We start from the raw sequence: 24,221 nt of genomic DNA, 5'->3' as shown, positions 1-24,221 counted from the left end.
TTAATTTCGAAATATCTCTTCATTCAACTGGACTAAAGTCCAGCCCTACAATATGGCTCGAGCCAAAGGCTCTTTTTAAAGTTCCGAAGGAACGAATTATATTGTAGGGCCGGACTTTAGTCCGGTTTGATATATGAGAATACGAAAAGTTTCAAACCCGACAGGTTTTTCAAAATCTGTTGGGTTTTGTTTTTTTGCAAACCTATAATGCAAATTTGGTTTTGCTTAATTTCGAAATATCTCTTCATTCAACTGGACTAAAGTCCAGCCCTACAATATGTCTCGAGCCAAAGGCTCTTTAAAGTTCCGAAGGAACGAATTATATTGTAGGGCCGTACTTTAGTCCGGTTTGATATATGAGAATACGAAAAATTTCAAACTCGACAGATTTTTAAAATTTGTCGGGTTTGCTTTATCTGAAAACTGCGACTGCGACTGTGACTGTAAACTGAAAACTGAATACTTACTCAGCAGTCGCCATAAATTCCTCTGCTTTTTCTACCATATTATAGCTTCCGCAGAAAAACGGAACTCTTTGGTGCAGTTCTGTTGGCTGGATTTCCATAATTCTTCCAAAACCGTCCGTAGCTTTTCCTCCGGCTTGTTCTGCCAGAAATGCCATTGGGTTACATTCATATAATAAACGTAATTTCCCTTTTGGTGCTTTTGAACTTGTTGGATAAAGATAAATTCCGCCTTTGATCATATTTCGATGAAAATCGGCCACTAAACTTCCAATGTATCTTGAAGTATAAGGTCTGTCTTCCTCTTCACGCTGACAATATTTAATATAATTTTTTACTCCTTGCGGAAAATGGATATAATTTCCTTCGTTTACAGAATAGATACTTCCGTCTTTTGGAAATTTCATATTAGGATGCGAAAGGTAAAATGTACCAATTGCAGGATTTAATGTAAATCCGTTTACGCCATAACCAGTTGTATAAACCAGCATTGTCGAAGTTCCGTAAATTACATAACCAGCTGCAACCTGATTAACTCCCGGCTGTAAAAAATCTTCGATTGTTACCGGAGTTCCTATTGGAGTTATTCTTCTAAAAACAGAAAAAATAGTTCCTACAGAAACATTTACATCAATGTTTGAAGATCCGTCAAGCGGATCCATTAAGATCACGTACTTATTATTATGACAGTTGTCGCTCCCCTGAACTGTAATAAAATCGTCGTTTTCTTCAGAAGCAATACCACAAACAATCTCACGGTTTATTAACGTCTGGATAAATACTTCGTTTGCATAGACATCTAATTTTTGCTGGTCTTCTCCCTGAATATTCTGTTCGCCTGCGGCGCCAATAATATCCACCAATCCAGCTTGGTTTACTTTGTGATTGACAACCTTGGCTGCCAAACGAATTGAGTTGATGATCCGGGAAAGCTCTCCCGACGAATACTGAAATGCTTTTTGGTTCTCAATAATAAACTCTCCCAGTGTTTTATTGCGTTCTTCCATTACTATATCGTTGTAGTTTTAATTTTAAGTCACAAATATCGTTTATTTTGTGAGAATGATTTAAAAATTATTTCGTTAGTTTGCTACAATTGTATATTTGCTAATTAAAGACAAAAAGAATGCAGTAAATACATTTTTTTTTGGCTAATATGCAGTTAATAATAAGAATAAATGAATTGCTTCTAAAGAAAGCGTGCTTTGAATAGTTTTAAAATACAAAGCAATTTTATGAAGCGCAAATAAATAAATTATGAATATTAGAAAAGGAAATCCTGAGGACATGAAATCGGTTTTGGGGTTAATTCAGGAGCTGGCAATATTCGAAAAAGAACCTGATGCTGTAGTCATTACAGAGGAAGATTTAGTACGTGACGGATTTGGAGAAAAACCGCTTTTTCAGGTTTTTGTAGCTGAGATTGATTCAAACGAAACCGAAACAGGAAAAGAAATAGTAGGAATTGCATTGTTCTATTACCGCTACTCGACCTGGAAAGGAAAAACAATACACCTTGAGGATTTAATTGTAAAGGAAAAAATGCGCGGTACCGGTTTAGGATCTGCACTTTATGCCGAAATAATGAAACAGGGAAAAAGAGATAATGTTAGAAGAGTGGAATGGAATGTTTTAGACTGGAATACTCCGGCCGTTAATTTTTACAAGAATTCCGGAGCGAAAATTCTTGATGGCTGGCAGGTTGTTCAAATGGATGAAACGGGAATTAATTCGTTCTTAGAAAAATTATAAAAATTTATTTTGCCACGAATTTCACAAATCCCCACTAATTTAATTCGTGCTAATTCGTGAAATTCGTGGCAAACCGACACAGATTGTAAAATCATTTTAATCCTTATAATCTGTGGCAAAAAAACATAAAAAAATACCAGATTTCATTCAATCTGAAATCTAAAATTAAAAATCTAAAATTAAAAATGAGAGTATTTAAATTTGGTGGTGCATCGGTAAAGGATGCTGAAGGAATTAAAAACGTATACGACGTTTTACAACAAGTGGGTTATGAAGATGTGATTTTGGTCGTTTCGGCAATGGGGAAAACCACAAATGCTCTTGAGGTTGTAATCAAGAATTATTTTGAGAAATCGGCAGAGTTGAATTCATCTGTACAAGAAATAAAAAAATACCACAATCAAATATTATTAGATTTATTTGATGATGAAAAACATGCTGTATTTGCTGCAGTTAACGAGCAGTTTTTAGAATTAGAGTATTTCCTGGCACATAATAAATCGCCAAATTACAATTTTGTTTACGATCAGGTTGTAAGTTTTGGAGAATTGATTTCTACCAATATTTTAAGCCATTATATGAATTTCAGAGGAATCCAGACGCAATGGCTTGATGTTCGCAATTTCATTAAAACTAATGCAAATTACAGAGATGCAGAAGTGGACTGGGAAACTACACAGCAAAATATCAGCAAAAATGTACCTAGAAAACAACTAAATATTACACAAGGATTTTTAGGTGCCGATGAAAATAATTTCACTACTACTTTAGGCCGTGAAGGTTCTGATTATACTGCGGGAATTTTTGCTTACTGTTTAAATGCCGAAAGTGTAACAATCTGGAAAGACGTTCCGGGAGTTATGAATGCTGACCCGCGTTATTTTGAAAATGCTAGTTTATTAAACCAAATTTCATATCGTGAAGCAATCGAATTAGCGTTTTACGGAGCAACGGTTATTCACCCAAAAACATTACAGCCTTTACAGAAAAAAGAAATTCCGTTGTACGTAAAATCATTTATCAACCCATTATTAAAAGGGACTTGTGTTTCTAAAGGTGTTGATTTAGAGCCGCAATATCCTTGTTTTATTGTAAAAAGAGAACAGCTTTTAATTTCACTTTCGTCTATTGATTTCTCTTTTATTATGGAGGAAAACATTAGTGAGATTTTTGGATTATTCCACGAATTCAAAATAAAAGTAAACCTGATTCAGAACTCTGCAATTAGTTTTTCTGTTTGTGTGGAAGATAAATTCGGAAACTTCAATGAATTGAATGCGATTCTTTCTAAAAAATTCAAAGTAGATTACAGCGAAAATGTAACACTTTATACAATTCGTCACTTTACAGAAAATGCTGCACAAACGGTTGAAGAAAACAAAGAGGTCTTATTGAAACAAGTAAGCCGCGAAACGATGCAGATCGTAACTAAAGAACTAAATTAATACTTGATAAAAAAGGTAATTATTAAAATTCAGATATTTTTGAAAAGGCTTCACTTAATTGTGAAGCCTTTTTTTCTTAAGATTTTTCTTATTTTTACAGATTCTTTATCAAATGAATTAAAATATGAGTTTTAACGAACCTTCCGAAGAACAAAAAAACAATTGGCACAACGATCCTAAAAACTGGATTTGGGGTATTTTCTATTATAATCCAAAAGACAGAAGAATATTTCCGCCAAAAAGAACAAAACAATTGGGTTTGACAATTAATTTTGCCAACCCCAATTCTGTTATAATATTCATCATTCTAATTCTTGCTTTGTTAATTATCTCAAAGCATATTAAATAAACTCTACCTCACCCTCTTATTCTCTAACAATCAAAGTCACACAAAGCATTAACTTTAGATTGTCGAGCTTCTTACATTCCTTCGACTTCGCTCAGGATGGCAATAGGTATGCATAAAAATAAAAATCTATGTAAATCAGTTTTACCTGTGTCATCTGCGTGCCATTTACCTCGCCCTATTATTCTCAGACTGCTCAATTTCAGTTTTCTTATAATTTGTCTTTTTTGAATTCCCGAAACTATACGTCGCAATCAGCTTAAAATAATTGGTAGTATAAGTTCGGTGATAATAAATTTGTGTTTGCCCCACTTCATAATCGCCCGAAACCATAAACTTGTGAAAGATATCATTTGCCATAAAATTTAGTTTTAAGGCATCTTTAAAAAAGTTTCTTTCGATTCCTAACGTTACTGTTGAACGGGAATTGTCACTTCGTAATCCGTAACTTTTATTGCCTAAATACCAGGCTAATAATTGCACTTTAAAAAGATCCGGAATTGTAAAGGTATTATTTGAATACAAATAGATTTGCGGTTTAACCGGACCCGTAGCATATTCATAAAAATCGTCTATTGCTTTCGTTAAATTCATACTTACGGTATTAGTAGAATTCCACCATTTAACATTGAAAGATCTGGAAAGTGAAGTAAAAAAGGTGTGCTCTTTTTCTAAATTTAATGAGCGCAAAATATAACTGTTTGGGGTATCGCCTCGCAAAGCAGCGCCAGAAATAGGATCAATTTTATAAGTATAACCCATTTTAAAATCAAACTTCTTGTACATAGTTCCAATTTCAAAAGCATGTACTTTTTCAGGAAGTAAATTCGGATTTCCTTCTATTGTCGTAAACGGATCCTGATAAATAACATAGGGATTCAAAGCTTGATATCTTGGTCTTGTTATTCTGGAAACATAAGAGAAATGCCCTTTCCAATCTTCTGAAAAATCAAAATTTAAAAGCAGGTTTGGAAAAAAATTACCGTAGCTCTTTCCAAATTTCTGAATTCCGTTGGCATTCGTGTACAAATCATAATTTGTTCTTTCTGCTCTTGCTCCTACTGAAAAATTGACTTTTTCACCCCATGTACTTCCAAAAGTAAAATAGGCCGCGGCAATTTTTTCATTGTATTTAAAATCACTCGAAAGTTCATCATCCAGTTCAAAATTCATATCGTCAGGATTGGCGATTAAAAAATCTGTTCCTGATTTTATGGTGGCGTAGCTGTATTTTGCACCCATTTCGAGTTTGGTATTTTCTTTTATTTTCTTCGAATAATCAACTTGAGCGGCAACAATGTTTATGGTACTTCCCACATTGTTTTTAAGATATTTCTGGATGTTATTTTCATCAACCAAACTGTTTTCTTCAATAAAATCTCTTACCGTTCCGTTGTAATTAGAATATTGCGTTCCTATAAACAGCGACGAACCTTTTGGATCAGTAATCAGATTATAATTCAGGTTTACAAACTGATTGAGCAAAACATCATTTTTTGCAATATCTGTAGCATAAAAACTATTTCCGGTATTATTCGTAATGGAGTTTCTGCTTTCGACCTCGCCGCCCAAATCTTCAATATTTCCGCTGTAAGCTAATGAAACATAACTTTTTTCAGAGAAAGTATACTGAAGTCCAAATCCAAAATTGGAATAATTATTAAATTGCCTTCGCCAATCTGTTGTTAAAACTGATTTCATATATTCGTCGGGATTGGGGCGTGTTCGTGTGGTGTATAACAATTCTCGGCCTTTGCCTAATTGCAAACCATAATTGGTTATAAAGGAGAATTTTCCTTTTGAATAATTAAAATCAAGAAGTGTGTTTGTACTTGTTCCTGCAAATTTCGAAACAGTAACATGCTGACTTGCTGAACCCATTATGCCACTTTCGATATTTTGTTTGGTAATAATATTGACAACTGCTTTTCCTTCGGCATCATATTTTGAAGACGGATTTGAAATCACTTCTATTTTGGCAATCTGTGAAACCGGAATTGCAGCAAAACGTTCGTAATTAATCAGAATTCCATTTAGGTAAATAATCGCTTCGCCTTTTCCCAGAACGCTGATTTGTCCTTCGGCAACAACAACATTGGGAACGCGGCTCAATAATTCGTTTACAGAACTGCTTGTTGCCAGAACTGTTCCCTTAACATTGACATCGATTGTTCCGTTTGCACCATATTTTAATAATGACGGATTGCTTTGTACCACAACTTCATTTAACTGATTATGATCTTGATCCTTGGGTATATAATCCGGAGCAGGCACTGATAATGTTGTTTTTTCAATTAGTTTATCCTCTTCAACATAGGATTTATCCCGATTATTTTTTACAGCTTGTGCTTTTACTTCGATTGATGAAAAAATCAGGCAATAAATAGAAATAACAACAACAATAAGAAATTTCATAAACTTTAAAGATTAGCGGTTTGACTTTATTTGAAGCAAAAGTCAGCTGAAAATCTGTGAATAAGGTTTTAGAAAGCGAAATCAGGAGTACGGATTTATAAATCAATACTCTGTTTTACGGCTGTAAAGCCTGAATTTGGTAATTTAAAGGTGTGGTTCCGGTATGTTTTTTAAAGGCCGCGAAGAATGTAGATTTAGAATTAAAACCCACATCATAACCAACGGATTCTAATGTTAGTTTATCATTTGAAGTAATAATTTCGCAGGCATTATTGATTCTGAATTCATTTACGAAACTGGTAAAATTCTTTCCTAAATTATTGTTTAAAAACTGCGACAATTGATGACTTGGCATATTTATTTCCTGAGATAAATCTTTTAAACTCAAATTCGGATTTTTATATAATGCTTTTTCGTTCATTACTTTTTCCAGTTTTTGAGACAAAATGAAAGCTTCTTCTTCATTCAGTTTTTTGTCTTTTTGAATATTGAGGAGGAATAAATCATCGGTTTTTGTTCGGTGTAAAAGAACTAAAATTATCAGATATAAAATAAAAGTAAAGGCGAGCGCTCCGGTAATACAGGAAACAAACGGAACTCTGGCAAATCCTAAAAAGTAAGATATAAATATTAAAGCAATTCCCAGAAAAATTGTTCCAAACCATCTTTCTGATGGAAGTGTATTTTGATAATTCTGTATTATTTTCTCCAGCAATAATCTGATCTCAAAACCTGAAATAAAAATATAAGTGAACCATTGAAGGAAAATAAAAGCTACAAAATAATCATTCCATAAAACAGGATAATTTTGATATGGAAATACAAAACCAATTATCAAAATAGTCAAAATCCAAATGAATAAATGTGATTTCCATTTTAACGGAATCATATTCTGAATTCCTGATTTTAAAGTAAAATATAAAAACGGTCCGATTAACAAACCAACCGAAAGACCAATTTGTAAATAAGTTTTGTGCAGATTATTATTGAAATATACAAAAACGGTAACGGCGATTCTGGTACTTAAAGCGAATAAAAGTGCACCCAGAAAAAGATTAGAAAGGTATTTTTTCTTAGTAAAAAACAAAAAATACAGACTTAGAATAAATCCGTTGAAAGCGCCTAAAGCACCAAAAAAGAATAATATTTCTTTACCTAAACTCATATTTAAGTTTGCAATGCCTGAAGCTGATAATTAAGCGGCGTTGTTCCAGTATGTTTTTTAAAGGCAGCAAAAAAGGTAGATTTCGAATTAAATCCTACATCATAACCCACAGATTCTAAAGTCAGTTTATCACTTGAAGTGATTATTCTGCAAGCTTCGTTGATTCTGAATTCGTTTACGAAACTGGTAAAATTCTTTCCGAGATTATTATTTAAAAACTGTGATAATTGATGGCTCGAAATATTAATTTCTTTGGATAAATCCTGCAAATTTAAATTCGGGTTTTTATACAAACTTTTATCGTTCATTATATTTTCCAGTTTTTCGGAAATAATTATGGCTTCCGCCGAATCTATTTTTTTACCCGAAATTTTCTGGACATTCAGTAAAAACAAATCATCGGTTCTTTTTCGATATAAAAGAATGGAAATTATCAGATATAAAATAAAAGAAAAAACAACAGCTCCGCTTATATAGGTTGCTCCCGAAGCGCCCATAATGGCTAAAAAGTAAAAAAGAAATAATAAAAAATTTCCCAGAAAAAGCATTCCGAACCACATTTCTGATGGTGTCTTTTTTTCTTTTGTATTCGCGATTTTCTTTATAATATTTCTAATTGTAAAGGCTGAAAAAATGATATAAACAAACCATTGAAAGTAAATGATTTTTATAAAATACTCTCTCCAAAGTTCAGGATAATATTCATACGGATATAAAATTCCGGCTGCAACAATTATTGTTCCCCAAAACAACAGAATAAATTTCCATGATTTTGGCATTACATTGATTTCTTCAACTGCCGATTTTAGAAAATAATACAAACAAGGGCCAATAAAAAAACAGGCCGTTAACCCAAACTGCAAATACATTTTGGGCAATTCAGGATGAAAATAAACAAATACAGACTTGCCAATCCTGATGCTTAAAGCAAACAAAAGTGCGCCAAGGAAATAATTGGTCAGGTATTTTTTCTTGGTAAAAAAGAAAAAATAAATCCCGAGAATTACTCCATTGAAAGCTCCCAAAGCACTAAAAAAGAATAAAAGTTCTTTGCCGGTATCCATATTTTAAATTCGTTTTATACTGAACAAAGCTAAAAAAAAGATTGATGTGTGATGAGAATTCTGCTTCAAATTATAATTAAATATCATATATAAAATAAGCGATTGAGTTCAAAATCAGCTGGTTTCCCAATAAATAAAAGCCTCGCAATTTCTTGATTATATATACTACTTTTGAATTTTTAGAGTTAAAATCTTTATGTTGAAAAAATTACTGTTTTTTGCGGTGCTTTTTTGGTATTCCGGGCTTATGGCGCAGGATACGGAATCGCTGTACAAAACAAAAAAAGTAATTGCGGTAAAAGACACAATTCATCTGGAAAAATTCAGTATAAACTCCAGTTTTTTTGAAATTTTAAACAGTAAAAATGAGCCAATTGATTCGAGTTATTACAAAATTGATTTTGAAAAAGGAACGCTTCTTTTAAACGAAAAATTCACTTCTATTTCAGATACTTTAATTGTCAATTATCTTAATTATCCTGATTTTCTAACTAAAGAATATGGTCTATATAAAGACAGTCAGGTTGTGAGCAATGATGTTGGGACTGAAAAATTATACAAAATTGATAATGCCAATGCTAAAAAAGTGACGCCTTTTGATGGTTTAAACACTTCCGGAAGTATTACCCGCGGCGTTACGATTGGAAATAATCAAAGTACGGTTTTGAATTCTAATCTGGATTTGCAGATTACGGGAAAAATCTCAGATAAAGTGAGCTTGCGGGCTTCGCTTCAGGATAATAATATTCCGCTTCAGGATGGCGGTTATTCCCAAAAATTGGATCAGTTTGATAATATCTTTATGGAACTTTTTACAGATGACTGGAACATTCGTGCAGGAGATGTTTTTCTAGAGAATCGGAAAACACAATTCCTGAATTTCAATAAAAAAGTTCAGGGACTTTCTGCCAGTTTTGATTTTGATACAGAAAAAAGTAAAACGAATGTTTTTGCTTCGGTTTCGTTTGTAAAAGGGCAGTATGCCAAAAGTACATTTACGGGTCAGGAAGGAAATCAGGGACCTTATAAATTAAAAGGACAAAATGGCGAATTGTATGTTTTGGTCATTTCCGGTTCTGAGCGTGTTTATGTAAATGGTGTTTTGCTTAAACGCGGTGAAAACAATGATTATGTTATTGATTACAATGCAGGCGAAATTGTTTTTACTTCGCTTTTTCCTATTACTTCTGAAATGAGGATTAATGTTGAGTATCAATATTCTGAACGAAATTATAACCGATTAGTTACCTACGCCGGGGCAACAACCGAAAATAAAAGCTGGAGTTTTGGCGGTTATTTGTATTCTGAAAATGATTTGAAAAATCAGCCTTTACAGCAAAATCTTTCTACAGAACAAGTTCAGATTTTAGGTCAGGCGGGAGATGACCCAACTAAAATGACAGCTCCTTCTGCTTATGAAGATAAATATGCCGACAATAAAATATTATATAAAAAAACAATTGTAAACGGGATTGAAGTTTATGAATATTCCAACAATTCTGCCGATGTTTTGTACAATGTAAAGTTTAGTCTTGTTGGTAATAATCTGGGAAATTATAGTATTCAGAACACGAATTCTGTGGAAAGAATTTACGAATATGTTTCACCTGTTGGCGGTATTCCGCAGGGAAATTACGAACCAATTGTACAGCTGGTTGCGCCTATGAAAATTCAGGTTGCGACTTTTTTAGGGAAATACAATCCTGACGAAAAAACGCTTGTTGATTTTGAAATCGCGATGAGTAATAACGATAAAAATTTATTCTCAGGAATTGATGATTCTGACAATGAAGGAATTGCTTTTAAAACGAATATTAAAAAACGTCTTTTTACCAGAGACTGGACTCTGGACGGTTTTGCAAATTATCAATTTGTTCAGAAAGATTTTAGATCAGTTGAGCGTTTGTATAATATTGAGTTTAACCGCGACTGGAATTTGAATTCGACACTTTTAGGCAATCAGAGTTTATTGGTTACGGGCGTAAATTTTGATTTATTTGCGAAAAAGGAAACTTCAAATATTGGTTTGTTTACCTATCAATTTGAGAAATTAGATTTTACCGAAAGTTATTCGGGAGCGCGACATACAACAACGGCTTTGTTTAAATTAAAGAAATGGACGATTCAAAATCAGGGTAGTTTTTTAAATTCTGATGCGACGGCTTCAACTTCAAAATTTATCAGAAACCAAACCAGAGCAAAATATCATTTTGGCAAAAACTGGGTTGGCGGAAGTTTACAAATTGAAGATAATCAGGAAAAAGATAAAGTCACCAATCAGTTTTCGGCTTTAAGCCAAAGATTTTCTGAATATGGAGTTTTTGTTGGACGCGGCGACAGCACAAAGGTTTTTGTTGAATTAGGTTATTTACAGCGTAGAAATGATAGTTTACAAAATGGTCTTTTACAGCATGTAAACAATTCACAGACGTACTTTTTAAAGTCAAAATTAATCCAGAATAAAACGACTGATTTAGCGGTTTATGCGAGTTACAGAAATCTTGATTTTACGGATTCTAGCAGAAAAAATGAGCCTTCATTAAATTCAAGGATTTTGTATAACGACCGATTTTTTAATCAGTTTATGCAGATTGGAACGGCTTATGAAACGAGTTCGGGAACTATTGCGCAACAGGAATTTACTTATGTTGAAGTTCCTACGGGACAAGGCGTTTATACCTGGAACGATTATAACGGAAACGGAATTCAGGAACTGGAAGAATTTGAAATTGCTGCTTTTCCGGATCAGGCGAAATATATTCGAATTTTTCTCCCGAATCAGATTTACATTAAAACCAATCAGAATAAATTTTCGCAATCGGTTATTTTGAATCCGCTGCAATGGCAGAATGAAAAAGGTTGGAAGAAACTGCTTTCTTATTTCTATAATCAGACTTCGTTTATTATGGATCGTAAAGTGCGAAGCAACGGCGATCGTTTAGAGTTGAATCCGTTTTATTCTTCTGAGGAAAATATTCTGGGTTTAAACTCCAGTTTCAGGAATAGTTTGTTTTACAATCGCGGTAAACAAAAACATTCTGTTACGTATTCTTACCTTATTAATAATGGTAAAAATTTGCTTTCTATTGGTTCGCAAAATGTCAAAAATAGTTCGCATCAATTGCAGTATACACATTTGTACCAAAAAAGCTGGCTGTTTAATTTGTTTACCAAAACGATAAAAACAGATTTGATTTCGGAGGATTTTGTCGAAAAGAATTATGATTTAAAAGGGTATCAGGTGGCACCAAAAATTAGTTATTTGTTTTCTAAAAATACGAGCCTCGATTTCTTTTATGAATTTCAGAACAAAGAAAACAAAATTGGAAATCAGGAGAGTTTAGTCCAAAACCGACTTGGTACTTCATTTTCTTTTGCGGGTGAAAAGAAGGTAACGGTAAATGGTGAGTTTTCTTTTTATGAAAATAAGTTTACGGGAAATGAGTTTTCATCAGTTGGTTTTCAAATGTTGGAAGGATTGCAGGCGGGGCAGAATTTAGTCTGGAAATTGCTTTTGCAGAAAAATATTACTTCCTTTTTAGATGTTAATTTAAACTATCAGGGACGTAAAAGTGAGACTGGAAATACGATACATACAGGAAATGTTCAGCTTCGTGCATATTTTTAATGTTTAACAAAAACATAAGAATTAATTGCTTAATTTTATGTGAATTTATAAAATATAACCAAGATGAAAAAATTATTATTACTTTGTTTTTTAGTAGTTTTATCTACTAATTTCTACGCCCAAGACACTAAAGACACAAAGGCGAAAACAGAAGCCAAAGCTAAAAAAGCAAAATCTGATGCTGATAAGGCAAAAGCCGATGCTAAAAAAGAATCTGCTAAAGCTAAAAAAGAAGCATCAAAAGCTAGTGACGCATCTGCGAAAGCGGAAAAAGATGCTGCAGCCAAAACTAAATCAGCGGCAGACAAAGAAGCAGCAAAAGCTAAAAAGGAAGCTGCTAGTGCAAAAACGGAAGCAGCTAAAGCAAAAAAAGCTTCTGCCAAAGCTGAAGGTGCAAAAGCTGACGCCAAAAAAGCAAAAGCCGATGCTGACGCAGCAAGTAAAACGGCTAAGAAAGATGTCACAGCTGCTAAAAAATCAGCTACAAAAACTGTAAAAGAAACCAACGAAAAAGCTCCAAAAACACCGGACAAGGTTACTGGAGAGTATAATGGTAAAAAAGTATACACTGGACCAAAAGGCGGAAAATATTACATTAACAAAAACGGAAACAAAACTTATATTCAGGATTAAGGAAAGATACTAAGATGCTGAGTTGCTAAGATACAAGACTTGAAGCCGAACTTACGTTCGGCTTTTTTATTTGCTGAGAAAAAACTTAGAGCCATAGTATCTCAGAAACTTAGCAACTTAACATATAAGTAACTTTGTTTTTTGGATTGGTGTATTTTCTTCTTCTTTTTAACGAAAAATAAAGCCTGAGGACACCTGTAGAGTTAATAATTTAGTAATGTGTGCGAAATAACATAAAAAACATATTTATCTATCTTCGTTTTTTAAAAGCGTTAAAAACTATGAGCATTGATTATTCTGCTAACAAAACTATATTAGTTGCTCCATTAAATTGGGGACTTGGGCATGCAACGAGATGTATTCCTATAATTAAGGCGCTTCAAGAAAATAATTTTATTCCGATTATTGCTTCTGACGGTGTTGCGCTGGCTTTATTACGAAAGGAATTTCCATACATTCAAACTCTGGAGCTGCCTTCTTATCATATTGAATATGCTAAGAATGGTAAAAACTTTAAATGGAAGCTGATTAAAAATCTTCCGAAAATGATTACAGCCATTTTAGATGAAAAGAAAATGGTGAACGGCTGGATTAAAAAACATGGTATTGACGGAATTATTTCTGATAATCGACTGGGTGTTTTCAGCAAAAAAGTGCCTTCTGTTTTTATGACGCATCAATTGAATGTGATGACAGGAAACACGACCTGGTTTACAAGTAAATGCCATCAGCATTTTATAAAAAAATATACCGAATGCTGGGTTCCAGATTCTAATGACAAAGTAAATCTTACGGGAGACTTGGGTCATCTTAAAACAGATGAACTAAACCTACGATATATTGGCCCTTTGAGCAGAATGAAGAAAAAGGAAACGCCAAAAATTTATGACTTGATGATTATTTTATCAGGGCCTGAACCTCAGCGTACTTTTTTGGATGAAAAACTGCAAAAAGAAGCTGCAAAATTTAATGGCAAAGTTGTTTTTGTACAGGGAATTGTTGAGAAAACCCAGGAAAAATGGGAAGCAGGAAATGTTACCTATTATAATTTCATGAACTCAAAACAGTTAGAGCAGACTTTTAACGAAAGTGAATTTGTACTTTGCCGTTCTGGTTATACGACTGTTATGGATTTGGCTAAATTAGGTATGAAAGCTTTTTTTATTCCTACGCCGGGACAGTATGAGCAGGAATATTTGGCGGTAAAACTTCAGGAAGAAAATCTTGTACCATATGCAATGCAGGACGACTTTACGATTGAAGATTTATCAAAAGTAAAGTCGTTTAAAGGTTTGTCTCAATTTAAAAATGAGATAGACTGGGACTTATTATTTAGTGTTTTTGAAGATCATCTTTAGAAAAAGAAAAGATTATAAAATCTGTGTAAATCCGCGATTTTGCAAAAGCAAATCCGTTTAATCTGTGTCTAATTTTCGACGCAGATTAAACGGATTCACTATCGTGAAAACGCGGATTGACACGGATTTTATTTTTTAGAAGTTGAACTGCGCTTGTAATCGCAATACATTTCCTTGTTGTCTGTTTATTGGAAGCGCACTGTCCACAAAAGTTCTGTCGGCGATTACGTATTCTGCCGTTAGTTCAAAAGCTTTAATTGGCTGCCATTCGACACCAAATTCGTAATCTCTTACGACATAACTTCTGGCATCTTTTTCATATTTTTTTCCTCCGTCATAATATTGAAATTTGGCAAAAGGATAAATATGCTGTTTTTTGATGTCCCATTTATAGTTTAATAAAACATAACCTCCGTTTAAATCGGTTTCATCAACGTGATTGGTTAACGTATTATAGCGAGGGCCTCTTCCTATATTATATTCTGTCTGGATTCCGAATGGTTTTGGATATAAAACAAACGTTGCTCCAAGTCTTTGGTCTTTCACATACTGCGGATCGTCAACAGTTACTCCATTAGAAATTTCTCCTGTAAATGCCCATTTTCCTGTGTAAGCCTGAATTCCCGGTTCGATAATCTGATTTCCAATTACGAATGGATACGTTACTCTGGCTACTACATTTAAATCTCTGTTTCCGTCTATTTTATTAGCAATTTGTCCGTTATAAACTCCAAAGGCAAATACTCCAAAATCTCCTGAACCTTTGTATCCGTCTTTTACTAACATGGCAAAACGTTCTCTAATTTCGGCTGGAGCCCAGTAAAAGAACATTCCTAAATCACGTTCATTTGCTATTGAACTGTTTATGGCATCGGCACGATCCAGAGTTAAACGCTGCGAACTTGACTGCATGTTTTCAAATCCGTACGGAATTTTACTCTGCCCAACACGAATGCGGTATTCTTTTTTCTTATCAAAAGAAAGGTCAAAATAAAGATCCCGGATTTGCACGAAATTCTGAATTCCAGTTACAGGCGAACTGGCAAAATCGGGTTGAAAATAGAAAAATACATTTGGATGAACCTGTCCAGAAAACACTAAACGGGCACGACGAATAAAAAGTCCGTTGTTTGCTTTTGCATCTGGAGCTGTTGAAGTTGTTCCCCAGGATTTATCACATTGCTCGCAGGAAACTTTATCATTTGTAGAAAAAAGTCCGTTGTATCTAATTTGAGCATAACCTCTTAAAGAGATTCTGTCATACCAGTGCTCTTCAACTCCTCCTCCGGATTTAGTTTCCGGAAGTTTTGCTTTGTTGATGGAATCTAAAATACGAAGTACTTCATTTTTTACTTCCTGTTTGTTTATTTCCTGCGCATTTGCAGCACAAGTAATCAGCATTAAAACGGCTAATATTTTTCTTTTTATCATTAGTTCTTTAATTCCCTTAATTTCAGGATGCAAAGATGACTCACCTATGTTAAGAAATCATTAACAAGATGTTACCATAATAAAAATTTAATGTTATCGCCGGAAGTTTTATGTTGATTTATTGTTAAACCCCCTGTTTTGGGGCATTTGACAAAAACTCAATTACAATTTTTTAACCTCGCCTTTTTGTATTTTAAAAGCTTTTTCGAGTGTAAAAGAGAATTCTGAACCAATTCCGAATTCACTTTCTACATAAACCTTCTCTTTATGTGCTTCAATAATATGCTTTACAATTGCTAAACCTAAACCAGAACCTCCTTCAGAACGTGTTCCGCTTTTGTCAACTCGGTAAAAACGTTCAAAAAGTCTCGGAATGTTTTGTTTTTCAACTCCTTCTCCATTATCACTTATACGAATTAAGACTTTTTTCTTGGTTAGGTTTACAACTCCCACTTCGGTTAAACCGCCTTCTTTTCCGTATTTAATGGAGTTCACAATTAGGTTTTCTAAAACCTGCTGAATTCTGTCCTGATCGCCGCGAATAATTACCGACTGTACATTTTTACTTTCAAAAGCCAGTTTGATTTTCTTTTTATCGGCTTTCATTTCCAATAAATCAAAAACATTCTGAATCAGTTCAACGATATCAAAATCAGTCATATTCAAATCTAAATCACCAGACTCCAGTTTGGTAATCATATCTAAATCTTCAACTATATATATAAGACGTTCTACTCCTTTTTCGGCACGTTTTAAATATTTTTTTCGAATGTGTTTGTCGTCCATTGCACCGTCAAGCAAAGTCGAAACATAACCCTGAACAGTAAATAAAGGTGTTTTTAATTCGTGCGAAACGTTGCCCAGAAATTCCCTGCGGTATTGTTCACGAATTTCAAGCATTTCGATTTCCAGCTTTTTATCGGTTGCAAACTTTTTCACTTCCCGCGAAAGTGTTTCCATATCGGTCGTTATAGGCTGGTTGATTAGTGTTGTGGATTCTAATAACGAAACCTCATCGTATATTTTCTTTACTCTTCGATAAATAAAACGTTCAACGCGATATTGTAAAACCAAAAAGGAAAATATATAAATGGATATTATGAAAATAATTCCAAATGCAATTTGGTGTTTTAACTGATTTTTATACAATAACGACATCAAAATCAGTACAAATCCTGTCGAGAAAAGACTGATATACAATGCCGATTTTATAGCAAATTTGTATGTTTTTTTAAAATTAATTTTCATTGAAATATTTAAAATAATAAGACCATTTATAAGGCTATTTTTTCCACCATATAAGTGATATAAGTTCATTTAAAGATAAAAACTTATTTCTAAGAATTACATACGAACTTAAAAAAGTAAATCTTTGTCAAAGTTCAGAACTTTGACAAAGATAAAATTAGATTTAAAAAGTATATACACTATAATTTAAATGAACTTATATCACTTATATGGTGTAAACTTTTATAGAATGTTTAAACTTCAAATTTATAACCAACACCTTTTATGGTTTTAAAAAGGTCTTCTCCTATTTTTTCACGCAGTTTTCTGATGTGAACATCGATTGTTCTTCCTCCTACTACAACTTCATTTCCCCAAACTTTATCAAGGATTTCATCTCTTTTAAAAACTTTCCCTGGTTTTGAAGCTAATAAATAAAATAATTCGAATTCTTTTCTTGGTAAAGCAATTTCGACATTGCCTTTTATGATTTTATATTCTTCGCGGTTAATCTCGATTCCGCCAACATTTATAGTATCTGTAACGACTTCTTGTTCTTTTAACCTTCTTAACAAAGCCTTTACTTTAGACACTAATAATTTTGGTTTGATTGGCTTTGTAATATAGTCATCAGCACCTGCTTCAAAACCAGCTACTTGCGAATAATCTTCGCTTCTTGCGGTAAGGAATGTTATGATAACATTATTTAACTCAGGAATTTTTCTGATGTGCTCACAAGCTTCCATCCCGTCCATTTCTGCCATCATCACGTCCATGATAATTAATTCCGGCAATTCTTTCTGAGCCTTTGCTATAGCGTCTTTTCCGTTAGAAGCTGTAACAATCTGGTAGCCTTCCTGAGCGAGGTTATAGCCAACGATTTCTAAAATGTCCGGTTCGTCGTCAACTAATAAAATCTTAGTTTGTGTTTTTTTCATAAATAGCAAAAATTGAGATTTTTACATCAAATATTCTTAATTATTTATTCGATGTTTTTTATTTCACAGCGTAAATATACTAACAAATGAACGGTTAAAAATTGGTGTTAACCGTAATTTAATCTCATAACAATTTCATAATCTTAACAACACAAAAACATAACAAGTCCGTAACATGAACTTTACAGGGCGGTTCTTTCTTTGCACAAAAATAAATTAAACACAACACACAAATGAAATTCAATTTAAGATTTCTATTTATTGCATTATTTATCTGTACGATTTCGATCGCGCAAAACAAAGGTACGATTTCTGGAGTTCTGACTGACAAAGAATCGAACAATGCAGCGTTACCTTTTGCTAATGTTTTAATTAAAGGTACAAATATTAGCGCAAATACTGACATTGACGGAAAATATTCGTTGAATGTAAATCCTGGAAACTATACTATCATTTTTAGTTTTGTAGGATATGAAACTAAAGAAGCTCCGGTTACTGTAAAAGCAGGCGAAACTGTAGTTATAAATCAAGTACTTTCTTCTGGAAGTTTTACTCTTAAAGATGTTGTTGTAAAATCTACAGCAAATAAAGAAAAAGAAACTGCTCTTTTATTAGACCAAAAAAATGCTGTTGTAATCAAACAAAGTATTGGTGCACAGGAAATGTCTAGAAAAGGTGTTAGTGACGTTGAAGAGGGTTTAACTAAAATTACAGGAATTACTAAAGTAGGATCAAGAGGTTTATTTGTTAGAGGTCTTGAAGACAGATACAACAACTTATTGATTAATGATCTTGCTGCTCCAACAAACAACCCATTTTTGAAAATTATTCCTTTGGATTTGTTCTCTACTGATGTAGTTGGTGTTATAGAAGTTTACAAAACATTCAGTCCAAATATTTACGGTGATTTTGCAGGAGGAACATTTAATATCCAAACTTCAAAAAACACAAAAAGCATTACAAAAATCAATATCGGAACAAGCTATCTTGTAAACAGTAACTTTAAAAGATTTTCTCTTTCTAAGGATGCTGACTCAGCTGAAGGTTTTTTTGGAATGACAGCAGACAACAGAAAATTGCCATCACTTTTAGGTGACACTCCTTCTGGTCACGTTTTTACTCCTCAGGAATCATTAAACAATTTCCAAAGTGGTTTTGATGTTTCATCTATCAGAAGTCCATTAAATACAAGTATTGGATTTTTGCATGCAGAAAAATTTGATTTGCAAAAAGACAGAAGCTTTTCATACATCATTTCCTTAAATGCAGAAAACAGTTATGCTATTCAAGAAGGTGTTGACAGAACATTTGCATATCAAAGTACAGGGATTAGCTATAAAACTGATTTCATTACTACAGACAACCACTACAAAACTTCTTTGACTGGTTTATTAGGTTTAAACTATAATACACGCAGATTCAAATTATCTTATAACAGTCTTTTTATCCGCACAACAGATAATTTGATCAAAGACCAATTTGGTGTTGCAAATGCTGAAACCGGAACTGGAACAAACAAAACTCTTATCCGTACTAACCAATTAGATCAATCAGATTATTGGAACAATCAATTGGTAGGAGAATATGCTATAAATGAAGATAAAAGCCAAACTGTAAAAGCTGGAATCTCTTATGCAGAAACTAAATACAATCAACCAGACAGAAAAGCATTTTCTGGTGTTAAAACTGATAATGACGGAATAATTGCTTCTGTTGCGGGAAATAACTTTATCAAACAATATTTAGAAATTACTGGTAACTCTTACTTCTCTGGTTTAGCTGAATATAATTTAAAGTTTGGAGCTGATAAAGGGCACAGATTAACTGTTGGATACAATGGAAACAGATCTGACATGGAGTCTTCTTATCGTTTTATTTCTCCAACTACAGGACCAAACGTTGATGCACCGCTTAACAGTATCGACAATCAATTAAATGGTTATATCGCCGGTGGCGCTTTTAACTACAGAGAGAGTTCTAACTCTACATATAAAGCATTATTAAAAGAAGGTGCTAATGCTGGATATGCTAATTTGCTTTACAAATTTAATGATAAGCTTGAAGTTAATGGTGGTGTAAGATTTGAGAGCACTAACAGAGAAACTAAATACAGACAACAAGGTTCATTTGATGAACCGTTCGTAACATTAAATTACGACAAAACATATTTCTTACCTTCATTAAATGCTAAATATAGTATTACTGAAAAAGCAAATATTCGTTTAGCAGGTGGTATAACTTATACTAAACCGGTAATTATGGAAGCTTATCCTATTGAGTATATCAATGCCGATGGTACTTCTATGAAAGGAAATCCATATTTAGTAAATAGTGATAATTACAATGTTGATTTAAAGTATGAGCTTTTCCCAACAGCAAAAGAAATGTTTGCAGTAGGTGTTTTTGGAAAACAAATGGAAAACCCTATTGAGAGAACATTAACTGCAAATGCTGCTGGTTCTACAATCATCACTTACCTAAACTCTGACAACGCAGTTTTATACGGTGCCGAAATTGAGTTTATTTATGACTTAGAAAGATTGAGTAATACTTTTAAAAATTTCTCATTAGGATTTAACACTTCATTAATGAGTACTAAGGCAGAGGTAAAACCTTTTATTGTAAATCCTGACGGAAGTACTTCACAATCAATCGAAACTCACCAATCAAGAGATTTGCAAGGTGCTTCAAAATGGTTAATCAACTCTGATCTAAAATACCAATTTGACTTGAATGAAAAATGGAGTAATACTCTTTCATTAGTATATTCAGTATTTGGAAAAAGAATTTATGCAGTAGGTACAAACGGTTTAGATCATATTTATGAATTACCGGTATCACAATTGGATTTTGTATGGAGCAGCAAACTATCTGACCATATTGATTTAAAATTCTCAGCTGATAACATTTTAGATCCGGCCCGTAAATTTGAAATTGGAAACAACAGCGAAACTCCAGTTGTGGGAGATCCATTGACAAAAAGTTACAAAAAAAGCAGAGGATTTTCTTTAAGCTTAGGATATACTTTTTAATATCATCAAAACAACAAATACAAAGCCCTATTTCGATAGGGCTTTTTTTTTGCTCATAACGCGAAACTCTTAACATTTTCTTGACATTTAAGATATTGTATAGTAACAGTATTGTAATGATTAGCTAACACTTAAAAAGGATTCCCTAGTTAATTTTGTCTGCAAAGAAATAAAACTTTAAACATCAATTATGAAAACTAAATTATTTGCTTTAGCCCTTTCTATTGGCTTATTATTTTCATCATGTAGCAGCGACGATGACAGTCCGGCACAATTCACGGTAAATCCTTTGACAGGAACTGAAAGCATCGTTGTAGGAGGAACTACAACTTTTAGCAGTACAACTACAGGTGGTACTTTTTCTAGTGGTACACCATCTGTTGCTACTGTAGCACCTACAACTGGAGTTATCACAGGGGTTTCTGTTGGTACTTCTGTTATTACTTATACTGTACAATCTGTTTCTGTAACAAGAACTGTAACTGTAACTGCAACTCCTGTTGCAACTGGCGAAATTACTGGTCCAATTACAGCTAATAAAACTTATGCATTAGGAAACTACACTATGAAAGGTGTGGTAAAAATTAATTCTGGTGTAACATTAACTTTCGAAGCTGGTTCAACTATTACAGTTGATAAAACAACTGGAGATAATGCTTTAGTAGTTTTAAACGGTGGAAAATTAATCATCAATGGTACAGCTGACAAACCAGTAGTATTTACTGAAAAATCTAAAATCGCTGGTTCTTGGGGTGGTATCATCATGTATGGTGATGCTCCAATCAACGCTATCAACGGTGTTAAAACTTCAACTTCAGAAGATGGAAACGCTTTACCTTACGGAGGAACAAATGATGCTCACAATGGTGGTTCATTAAAATATGTAAGAGTTGAGTACGCTGGTTCTAAATTAGCAGATGGAACTAAAGAATTAAATGGATTCTCATTCTACTCTGTAGGATCAGGAACAACTTTAGATCACTTAGTATCTTACAAAGGTGCTGATGACGGATTCGAATTTTACGGAGGAACTGCAAGCTTAACTAATGCTATTTCTTATGACAATACTGATGATTCTTTTGACTGGCAAGATGGATGGCAAGGTCAAGCTAATACAAACTGGTATGCTCACCAAAATGCAAAAGGAAACTTTGGAATCGAAATCGAGTCTTCTAAAAACAACAATGCTTACTTCCCTAAAGTTACAAACATTACTTTAAAAAGAACTGCAGGTACAACTCCAGAAGCAGTTGGAGATGTTCAAGTTGATGCTATTCAATTCAAAAATGAAGGTAATGGTGATTTCAGCAACATCATAATCGATGGTTACGGAGATTACACTGAAGCTTCTAAAGTATACACTGGAGCAGCAGTTAAAATTCAAGATGCTTCTACAAATACTAACCAAGTGAATGGTGGAAAAATTAAAATCACTAAAGTTAAAATCACTAACACTTCTAAAAATGTTTTAGGTGTAGTAGTAGGTGCTTGGGATGGTGTTGTTACTTTCCCTGCTGCAAATTTCGTAATTGACGCTACAGCTACTGGAGCTTCTTTAACAGCTGGTGCTTGGGCAACAGTTGACGGAGTTGATTTGACTAAATAATAGTTAGAAAAAATAAATTGTTAAAAACATCCTAAATTATTAGGATGTTTTTTTTTGGCGTAGTTTTTGTATTTTTTTTTTGTATATTTACTTACACAAACAAATGCGATGGCAAAAAACTACTTTTATATTACATTCTTATTGGCTTTTTTCTTTACTGTAAGTGTCTCGGCACAAGACAGTAAGCAATTACCAAAAACTCAAGACGCTACGGGTATTGAGGGACTAAGCTTGTACCCTAACCCAGTTACCAGCGGAAGAGTATATATTTCTTCTAAAAATGATCTGGAGAAAGAAATAATCGTTTTTGATATATTAGGAAAAAAAGTACTGCAGACGCATTTAGCTTCCAGAGAACTTAGCGTTGCAGATTTAGTTCCAGGCGTTTATATCATAAAAATAAGCGAACAAAACTCCTCCTCAACCCGAAAATTAATCATCCGATAAGATTATAAAATATTTATAAAGCTCTAAACTAAGTTTAGAGCTTTTTTTATTTTCCAACATTTATTTTTATAATTATTTTAATAAGATTAAGCTTAACGTTTAATTAACTTAATCATTCATTTAGAAATTTTGGTTTCTCTATTTTTATATGAGAAAATTATTATAAATCAAAATTATTCAAATGAAGATTAAAAAAGCCGTTGTTACCTTATTAGTAATAAGTACATTATTCTCTTGTGAAAATAATGATTCCAACGTTAGCACTGAAAACTCAAATTCAAGTATTAAAATTACTAATGACAATTCTTTAGTAATTAATGAAATTTTAAAAAAGGGTTTTAAAAAAGAAGATATCGTAGAAAGTAAAGATTATTTTATTGTTCAGGGCGATATGCTTTTCTCTAAAAACATTCATGACTATGCAAAATCAAATCTTACAGCACGTCATAATTACACATCATCATTAGTATCAGCACAAAATCGAATTATTAAAGTAAAAATCCACTCCTCTATACCAACTTCCGGAAACTGGAGAGATGCAATAAGATATGCAATTGCAAGCTGGAAAGATATAAGTAATACATCGATTCTCTTCGTTGAGACACATGAAGAAACAGCAGATATTTTAATTGGAAGTGATGAAGGCATACTAGGCACTACAACTGGCGGTTATGCTCTAATGCCAAGTGCAGAAGGAAGGCCAGGAGCAATGGTAAGTCTTAACTTAGACATTCCCGTTAACTATGGAACAAAAATTAGAATAGTAGCACATGAATTAGGACATATAGTAGGGATATTACATACAGATGAAGCAGGTACAAATTATGTCCCAAATTCTCCCGCTTCAGATCCAAATTCGATCATGAATTCTACTTCTAATGGTGGCTGGGCAGGTTTTTCTCAATATGACATACAGGCTGTTCAATTTTTGTACCCACCCTTAGCTTGTAACACCCTTCTAAATGGTCCTGATGCAGGCACATGTGCTTTTGACAGATATAACGATCGTATAAATTACAATGTTTATGTAATTGGAAGAAAACAAACAAATGTTGAGAGCGGAACAGCAACTTGGACTTTAACAAGTAGCTCTCTAGAAATGGTTAGCCCGCTTAATGAGTCATGTGAAATAAGAGTTAAAGCTAATAATACAACCTGGCCTGCTACGGGAATTGTAACTAGGACAACCAGCGTAGGCTGTTCTACAACATTTACTGTTTCATTAAACAACTGTATCAATGAAAACTATTCCGATTAAATCGCGATACAA

General features: G+C 33.4%; 17 protein-coding genes. 10 read left to right on the top strand and 7 right to left on the bottom strand.

Annotated elements, in window-relative coordinates; all coding sequences use genetic code 11:
* Window positions 1-463: 463 nt before the first annotated feature.
* Entirely contained in the window at window positions 464-1,471 is a 1,008-nt protein-coding gene (gene fbp, locus ACODSB_RS02595; protein WP_488935884.1) for a class 1 fructose-bisphosphatase, read from the bottom strand.
* A 250-nt stretch (window positions 1,472-1,721) separates the two neighbouring features.
* Between fbp and ACODSB_RS02590 the strand changes: the two genes are divergently transcribed.
* From ACODSB_RS02590 to ACODSB_RS02580, 3 genes are all read left to right on the top strand, one after another.
* Window positions 1,722-2,216 carry a GNAT family N-acetyltransferase gene (locus tag ACODSB_RS02590; RefSeq protein WP_180856860.1) on the top strand — a complete coding sequence of 165 codons (495 nt, stop codon included), beginning with the start codon at window positions 1,722-1,724 and terminating at the stop codon, window positions 2,214-2,216.
* 185 nt (window positions 2,217-2,401) lie between these two features.
* A complete protein-coding gene (locus ACODSB_RS02585; protein WP_053472498.1) occupies window positions 2,402-3,661 on the top strand; it encodes an aspartate kinase in 1,260 nt (419 codons plus the stop codon).
* Between the two features lie 124 nt (window positions 3,662-3,785).
* Window positions 3,786-4,010 (top strand): DUF5808 domain-containing protein, encoded by a 225-nt coding sequence (locus tag ACODSB_RS02580; RefSeq protein WP_488935883.1) that lies wholly within the window; start codon window positions 3,786-3,788, stop codon window positions 4,008-4,010.
* Between the two features lie 165 nt (window positions 4,011-4,175).
* Here ACODSB_RS02580 and ACODSB_RS02575 read toward each other — a convergent pair whose 3' ends face one another.
* The 3 genes from ACODSB_RS02575 to ACODSB_RS02565 form a co-directional block, all read right to left on the bottom strand.
* A complete protein-coding gene (locus tag ACODSB_RS02575) occupies window positions 4,176-6,422 on the bottom strand; it encodes a TonB-dependent receptor domain-containing protein (protein WP_488935882.1) in 2,247 nt (748 codons plus the stop codon).
* 115 nt (window positions 6,423-6,537) lie between these two features.
* A complete protein-coding gene (locus ACODSB_RS02570; protein ID WP_488935881.1) occupies window positions 6,538-7,587 on the bottom strand; it encodes a helix-turn-helix domain-containing protein in 1,050 nt (349 codons plus the stop codon).
* Between the two features lie 2 nt (window positions 7,588-7,589).
* Window positions 7,590-8,651 (bottom strand): helix-turn-helix domain-containing protein, encoded by a 1,062-nt coding sequence (locus tag ACODSB_RS02565; protein WP_488935880.1) that lies wholly within the window; start codon window positions 8,649-8,651, stop codon window positions 7,590-7,592.
* Between the two features lie 196 nt (window positions 8,652-8,847).
* On the opposite strand from ACODSB_RS02565, the gene ACODSB_RS02560 reads away from it, so the two are divergent.
* The 3 genes from ACODSB_RS02560 (at window position 8,848) to ACODSB_RS02550 (ending at window position 14,270) form a co-directional block, all read left to right on the top strand.
* A complete protein-coding gene (locus tag ACODSB_RS02560; protein ID WP_488935879.1) occupies window positions 8,848-12,279 on the top strand; it encodes a DUF8818 domain-containing protein in 3,432 nt (1,143 codons plus the stop codon).
* Between the two features lie 63 nt (window positions 12,280-12,342).
* A complete protein-coding gene (locus ACODSB_RS02555; RefSeq protein ID WP_488935878.1) occupies window positions 12,343-12,912 on the top strand; it encodes a hypothetical protein in 570 nt (189 codons plus the stop codon).
* A 281-nt stretch (window positions 12,913-13,193) separates the two neighbouring features.
* On the top strand, window positions 13,194-14,270 hold the full coding sequence (locus ACODSB_RS02550) for a glycosyltransferase (protein WP_053472490.1): 1,077 nt from the start codon (window positions 13,194-13,196) through the stop codon (window positions 14,268-14,270).
* Window positions 14,271-14,405: 135 nt separating this feature from the next.
* On the opposite strand, the gene ACODSB_RS02545 is transcribed toward ACODSB_RS02550, so the two are convergent.
* The 3 genes from ACODSB_RS02545 to ACODSB_RS02535 form a co-directional block, all read right to left on the bottom strand.
* Entirely contained in the window at window positions 14,406-15,701 is a 1,296-nt protein-coding gene (locus ACODSB_RS02545; protein WP_488935877.1) for a porin, read from the bottom strand.
* A gap of 162 nt (window positions 15,702-15,863) precedes the next feature.
* Entirely contained in the window at window positions 15,864-16,949 is a 1,086-nt protein-coding gene (locus ACODSB_RS02540) for a sensor histidine kinase (protein WP_488935876.1), read from the bottom strand.
* Between the two features lie 233 nt (window positions 16,950-17,182).
* Entirely contained in the window at window positions 17,183-17,866 is a 684-nt protein-coding gene (locus ACODSB_RS02535) for a response regulator transcription factor (protein ID WP_488935875.1), read from the bottom strand.
* A 233-nt stretch (window positions 17,867-18,099) separates the two neighbouring features.
* Between ACODSB_RS02535 and ACODSB_RS02530 the strand changes: the two genes are divergently transcribed.
* The 4 genes from ACODSB_RS02530 to ACODSB_RS02515 all read left to right on the top strand — a co-directional run bounded on the left by ACODSB_RS02530 (window position 18,100) and on the right by ACODSB_RS02515 (window position 24,209).
* Window positions 18,100-20,898, top strand: a complete 2,799-nt coding sequence (locus tag ACODSB_RS02530) for a TonB-dependent receptor (protein ID WP_488935874.1) — start codon at window positions 18,100-18,102, stop codon at window positions 20,896-20,898.
* Between the two features lie 190 nt (window positions 20,899-21,088).
* Window positions 21,089-22,504: a hypothetical protein gene (locus ACODSB_RS02525; protein ID WP_488935873.1), complete on the top strand. Its 1,416-nt coding sequence runs from the start codon at window positions 21,089-21,091 to the stop codon at window positions 22,502-22,504.
* Between the two features lie 108 nt (window positions 22,505-22,612).
* The gene (locus tag ACODSB_RS02520) at window positions 22,613-22,951 is read left to right on the top strand and encodes a T9SS type A sorting domain-containing protein (protein ID WP_053472555.1); all 339 of its coding nucleotides are present in this window, start codon (window positions 22,613-22,615) and stop codon (window positions 22,949-22,951) included.
* A gap of 181 nt (window positions 22,952-23,132) precedes the next feature.
* Window positions 23,133-24,209 carry a M57 family metalloprotease gene (locus tag ACODSB_RS02515; protein WP_488935872.1) on the top strand — a complete coding sequence of 359 codons (1,077 nt, stop codon included), beginning with the start codon at window positions 23,133-23,135 and terminating at the stop codon, window positions 24,207-24,209.
* The last annotated feature ends 12 nt before the right edge of the window (window positions 24,210-24,221 follow it).

The sequence above is a fragment of the Flavobacterium sp. FG68 genome (assembly GCF_057808895.1).
This window is presented reverse-complemented; position numbering and strand designations above follow the sequence as displayed.

Excerpts from the sequence above, each read along its gene's own strand:
- fbp (WP_488935884.1), bottom strand. The coding sequence starts at position 1,471 with ATGGAAGAACGCAATAAAACACTGGGAGAGTTTATTATTGAGAACCAA.
- ACODSB_RS02590 (WP_180856860.1), top strand. The coding sequence starts at position 1,722 with ATGAATATTAGAAAAGGAAATCCTGAGGACATGAAATCGGTTTTGGGG.
- ACODSB_RS02585 (WP_053472498.1), top strand. The coding sequence starts at position 2,402 with ATGAGAGTATTTAAATTTGGTGGTGCATCGGTAAAGGATGCTGAAGGA.
- ACODSB_RS02580 (WP_488935883.1), top strand. The coding sequence starts at position 3,786 with ATGAGTTTTAACGAACCTTCCGAAGAACAAAAAAACAATTGGCACAAC.
- ACODSB_RS02575 (WP_488935882.1), bottom strand. The coding sequence starts at position 6,422 with ATGAAATTTCTTATTGTTGTTGTTATTTCTATTTATTGCCTGATTTTT.
- ACODSB_RS02570 (WP_488935881.1), bottom strand. The coding sequence starts at position 7,587 with ATGAGTTTAGGTAAAGAAATATTATTCTTTTTTGGTGCTTTAGGCGCT.
- ACODSB_RS02565 (WP_488935880.1), bottom strand. The coding sequence starts at position 8,651 with ATGGATACCGGCAAAGAACTTTTATTCTTTTTTAGTGCTTTGGGAGCT.
- ACODSB_RS02560 (WP_488935879.1), top strand. The coding sequence starts at position 8,848 with ATGTTGAAAAAATTACTGTTTTTTGCGGTGCTTTTTTGGTATTCCGGG.
- ACODSB_RS02555 (WP_488935878.1), top strand. The coding sequence starts at position 12,343 with ATGAAAAAATTATTATTACTTTGTTTTTTAGTAGTTTTATCTACTAAT.
- ACODSB_RS02550 (WP_053472490.1), top strand. The coding sequence starts at position 13,194 with ATGAGCATTGATTATTCTGCTAACAAAACTATATTAGTTGCTCCATTA.
- ACODSB_RS02545 (WP_488935877.1), bottom strand. The coding sequence starts at position 15,701 with ATGATAAAAAGAAAAATATTAGCCGTTTTAATGCTGATTACTTGTGCT.
- ACODSB_RS02540 (WP_488935876.1), bottom strand. The coding sequence starts at position 16,949 with ATGAAAATTAATTTTAAAAAAACATACAAATTTGCTATAAAATCGGCA.
- ACODSB_RS02535 (WP_488935875.1), bottom strand. The coding sequence starts at position 17,866 with ATGAAAAAAACACAAACTAAGATTTTATTAGTTGACGACGAACCGGAC.
- ACODSB_RS02530 (WP_488935874.1), top strand. The coding sequence starts at position 18,100 with ATGAAATTCAATTTAAGATTTCTATTTATTGCATTATTTATCTGTACG.
- ACODSB_RS02525 (WP_488935873.1), top strand. The coding sequence starts at position 21,089 with ATGAAAACTAAATTATTTGCTTTAGCCCTTTCTATTGGCTTATTATTT.
- ACODSB_RS02520 (WP_053472555.1), top strand. The coding sequence starts at position 22,613 with ATGGCAAAAAACTACTTTTATATTACATTCTTATTGGCTTTTTTCTTT.
- ACODSB_RS02515 (WP_488935872.1), top strand. The coding sequence starts at position 23,133 with ATGAAGATTAAAAAAGCCGTTGTTACCTTATTAGTAATAAGTACATTA.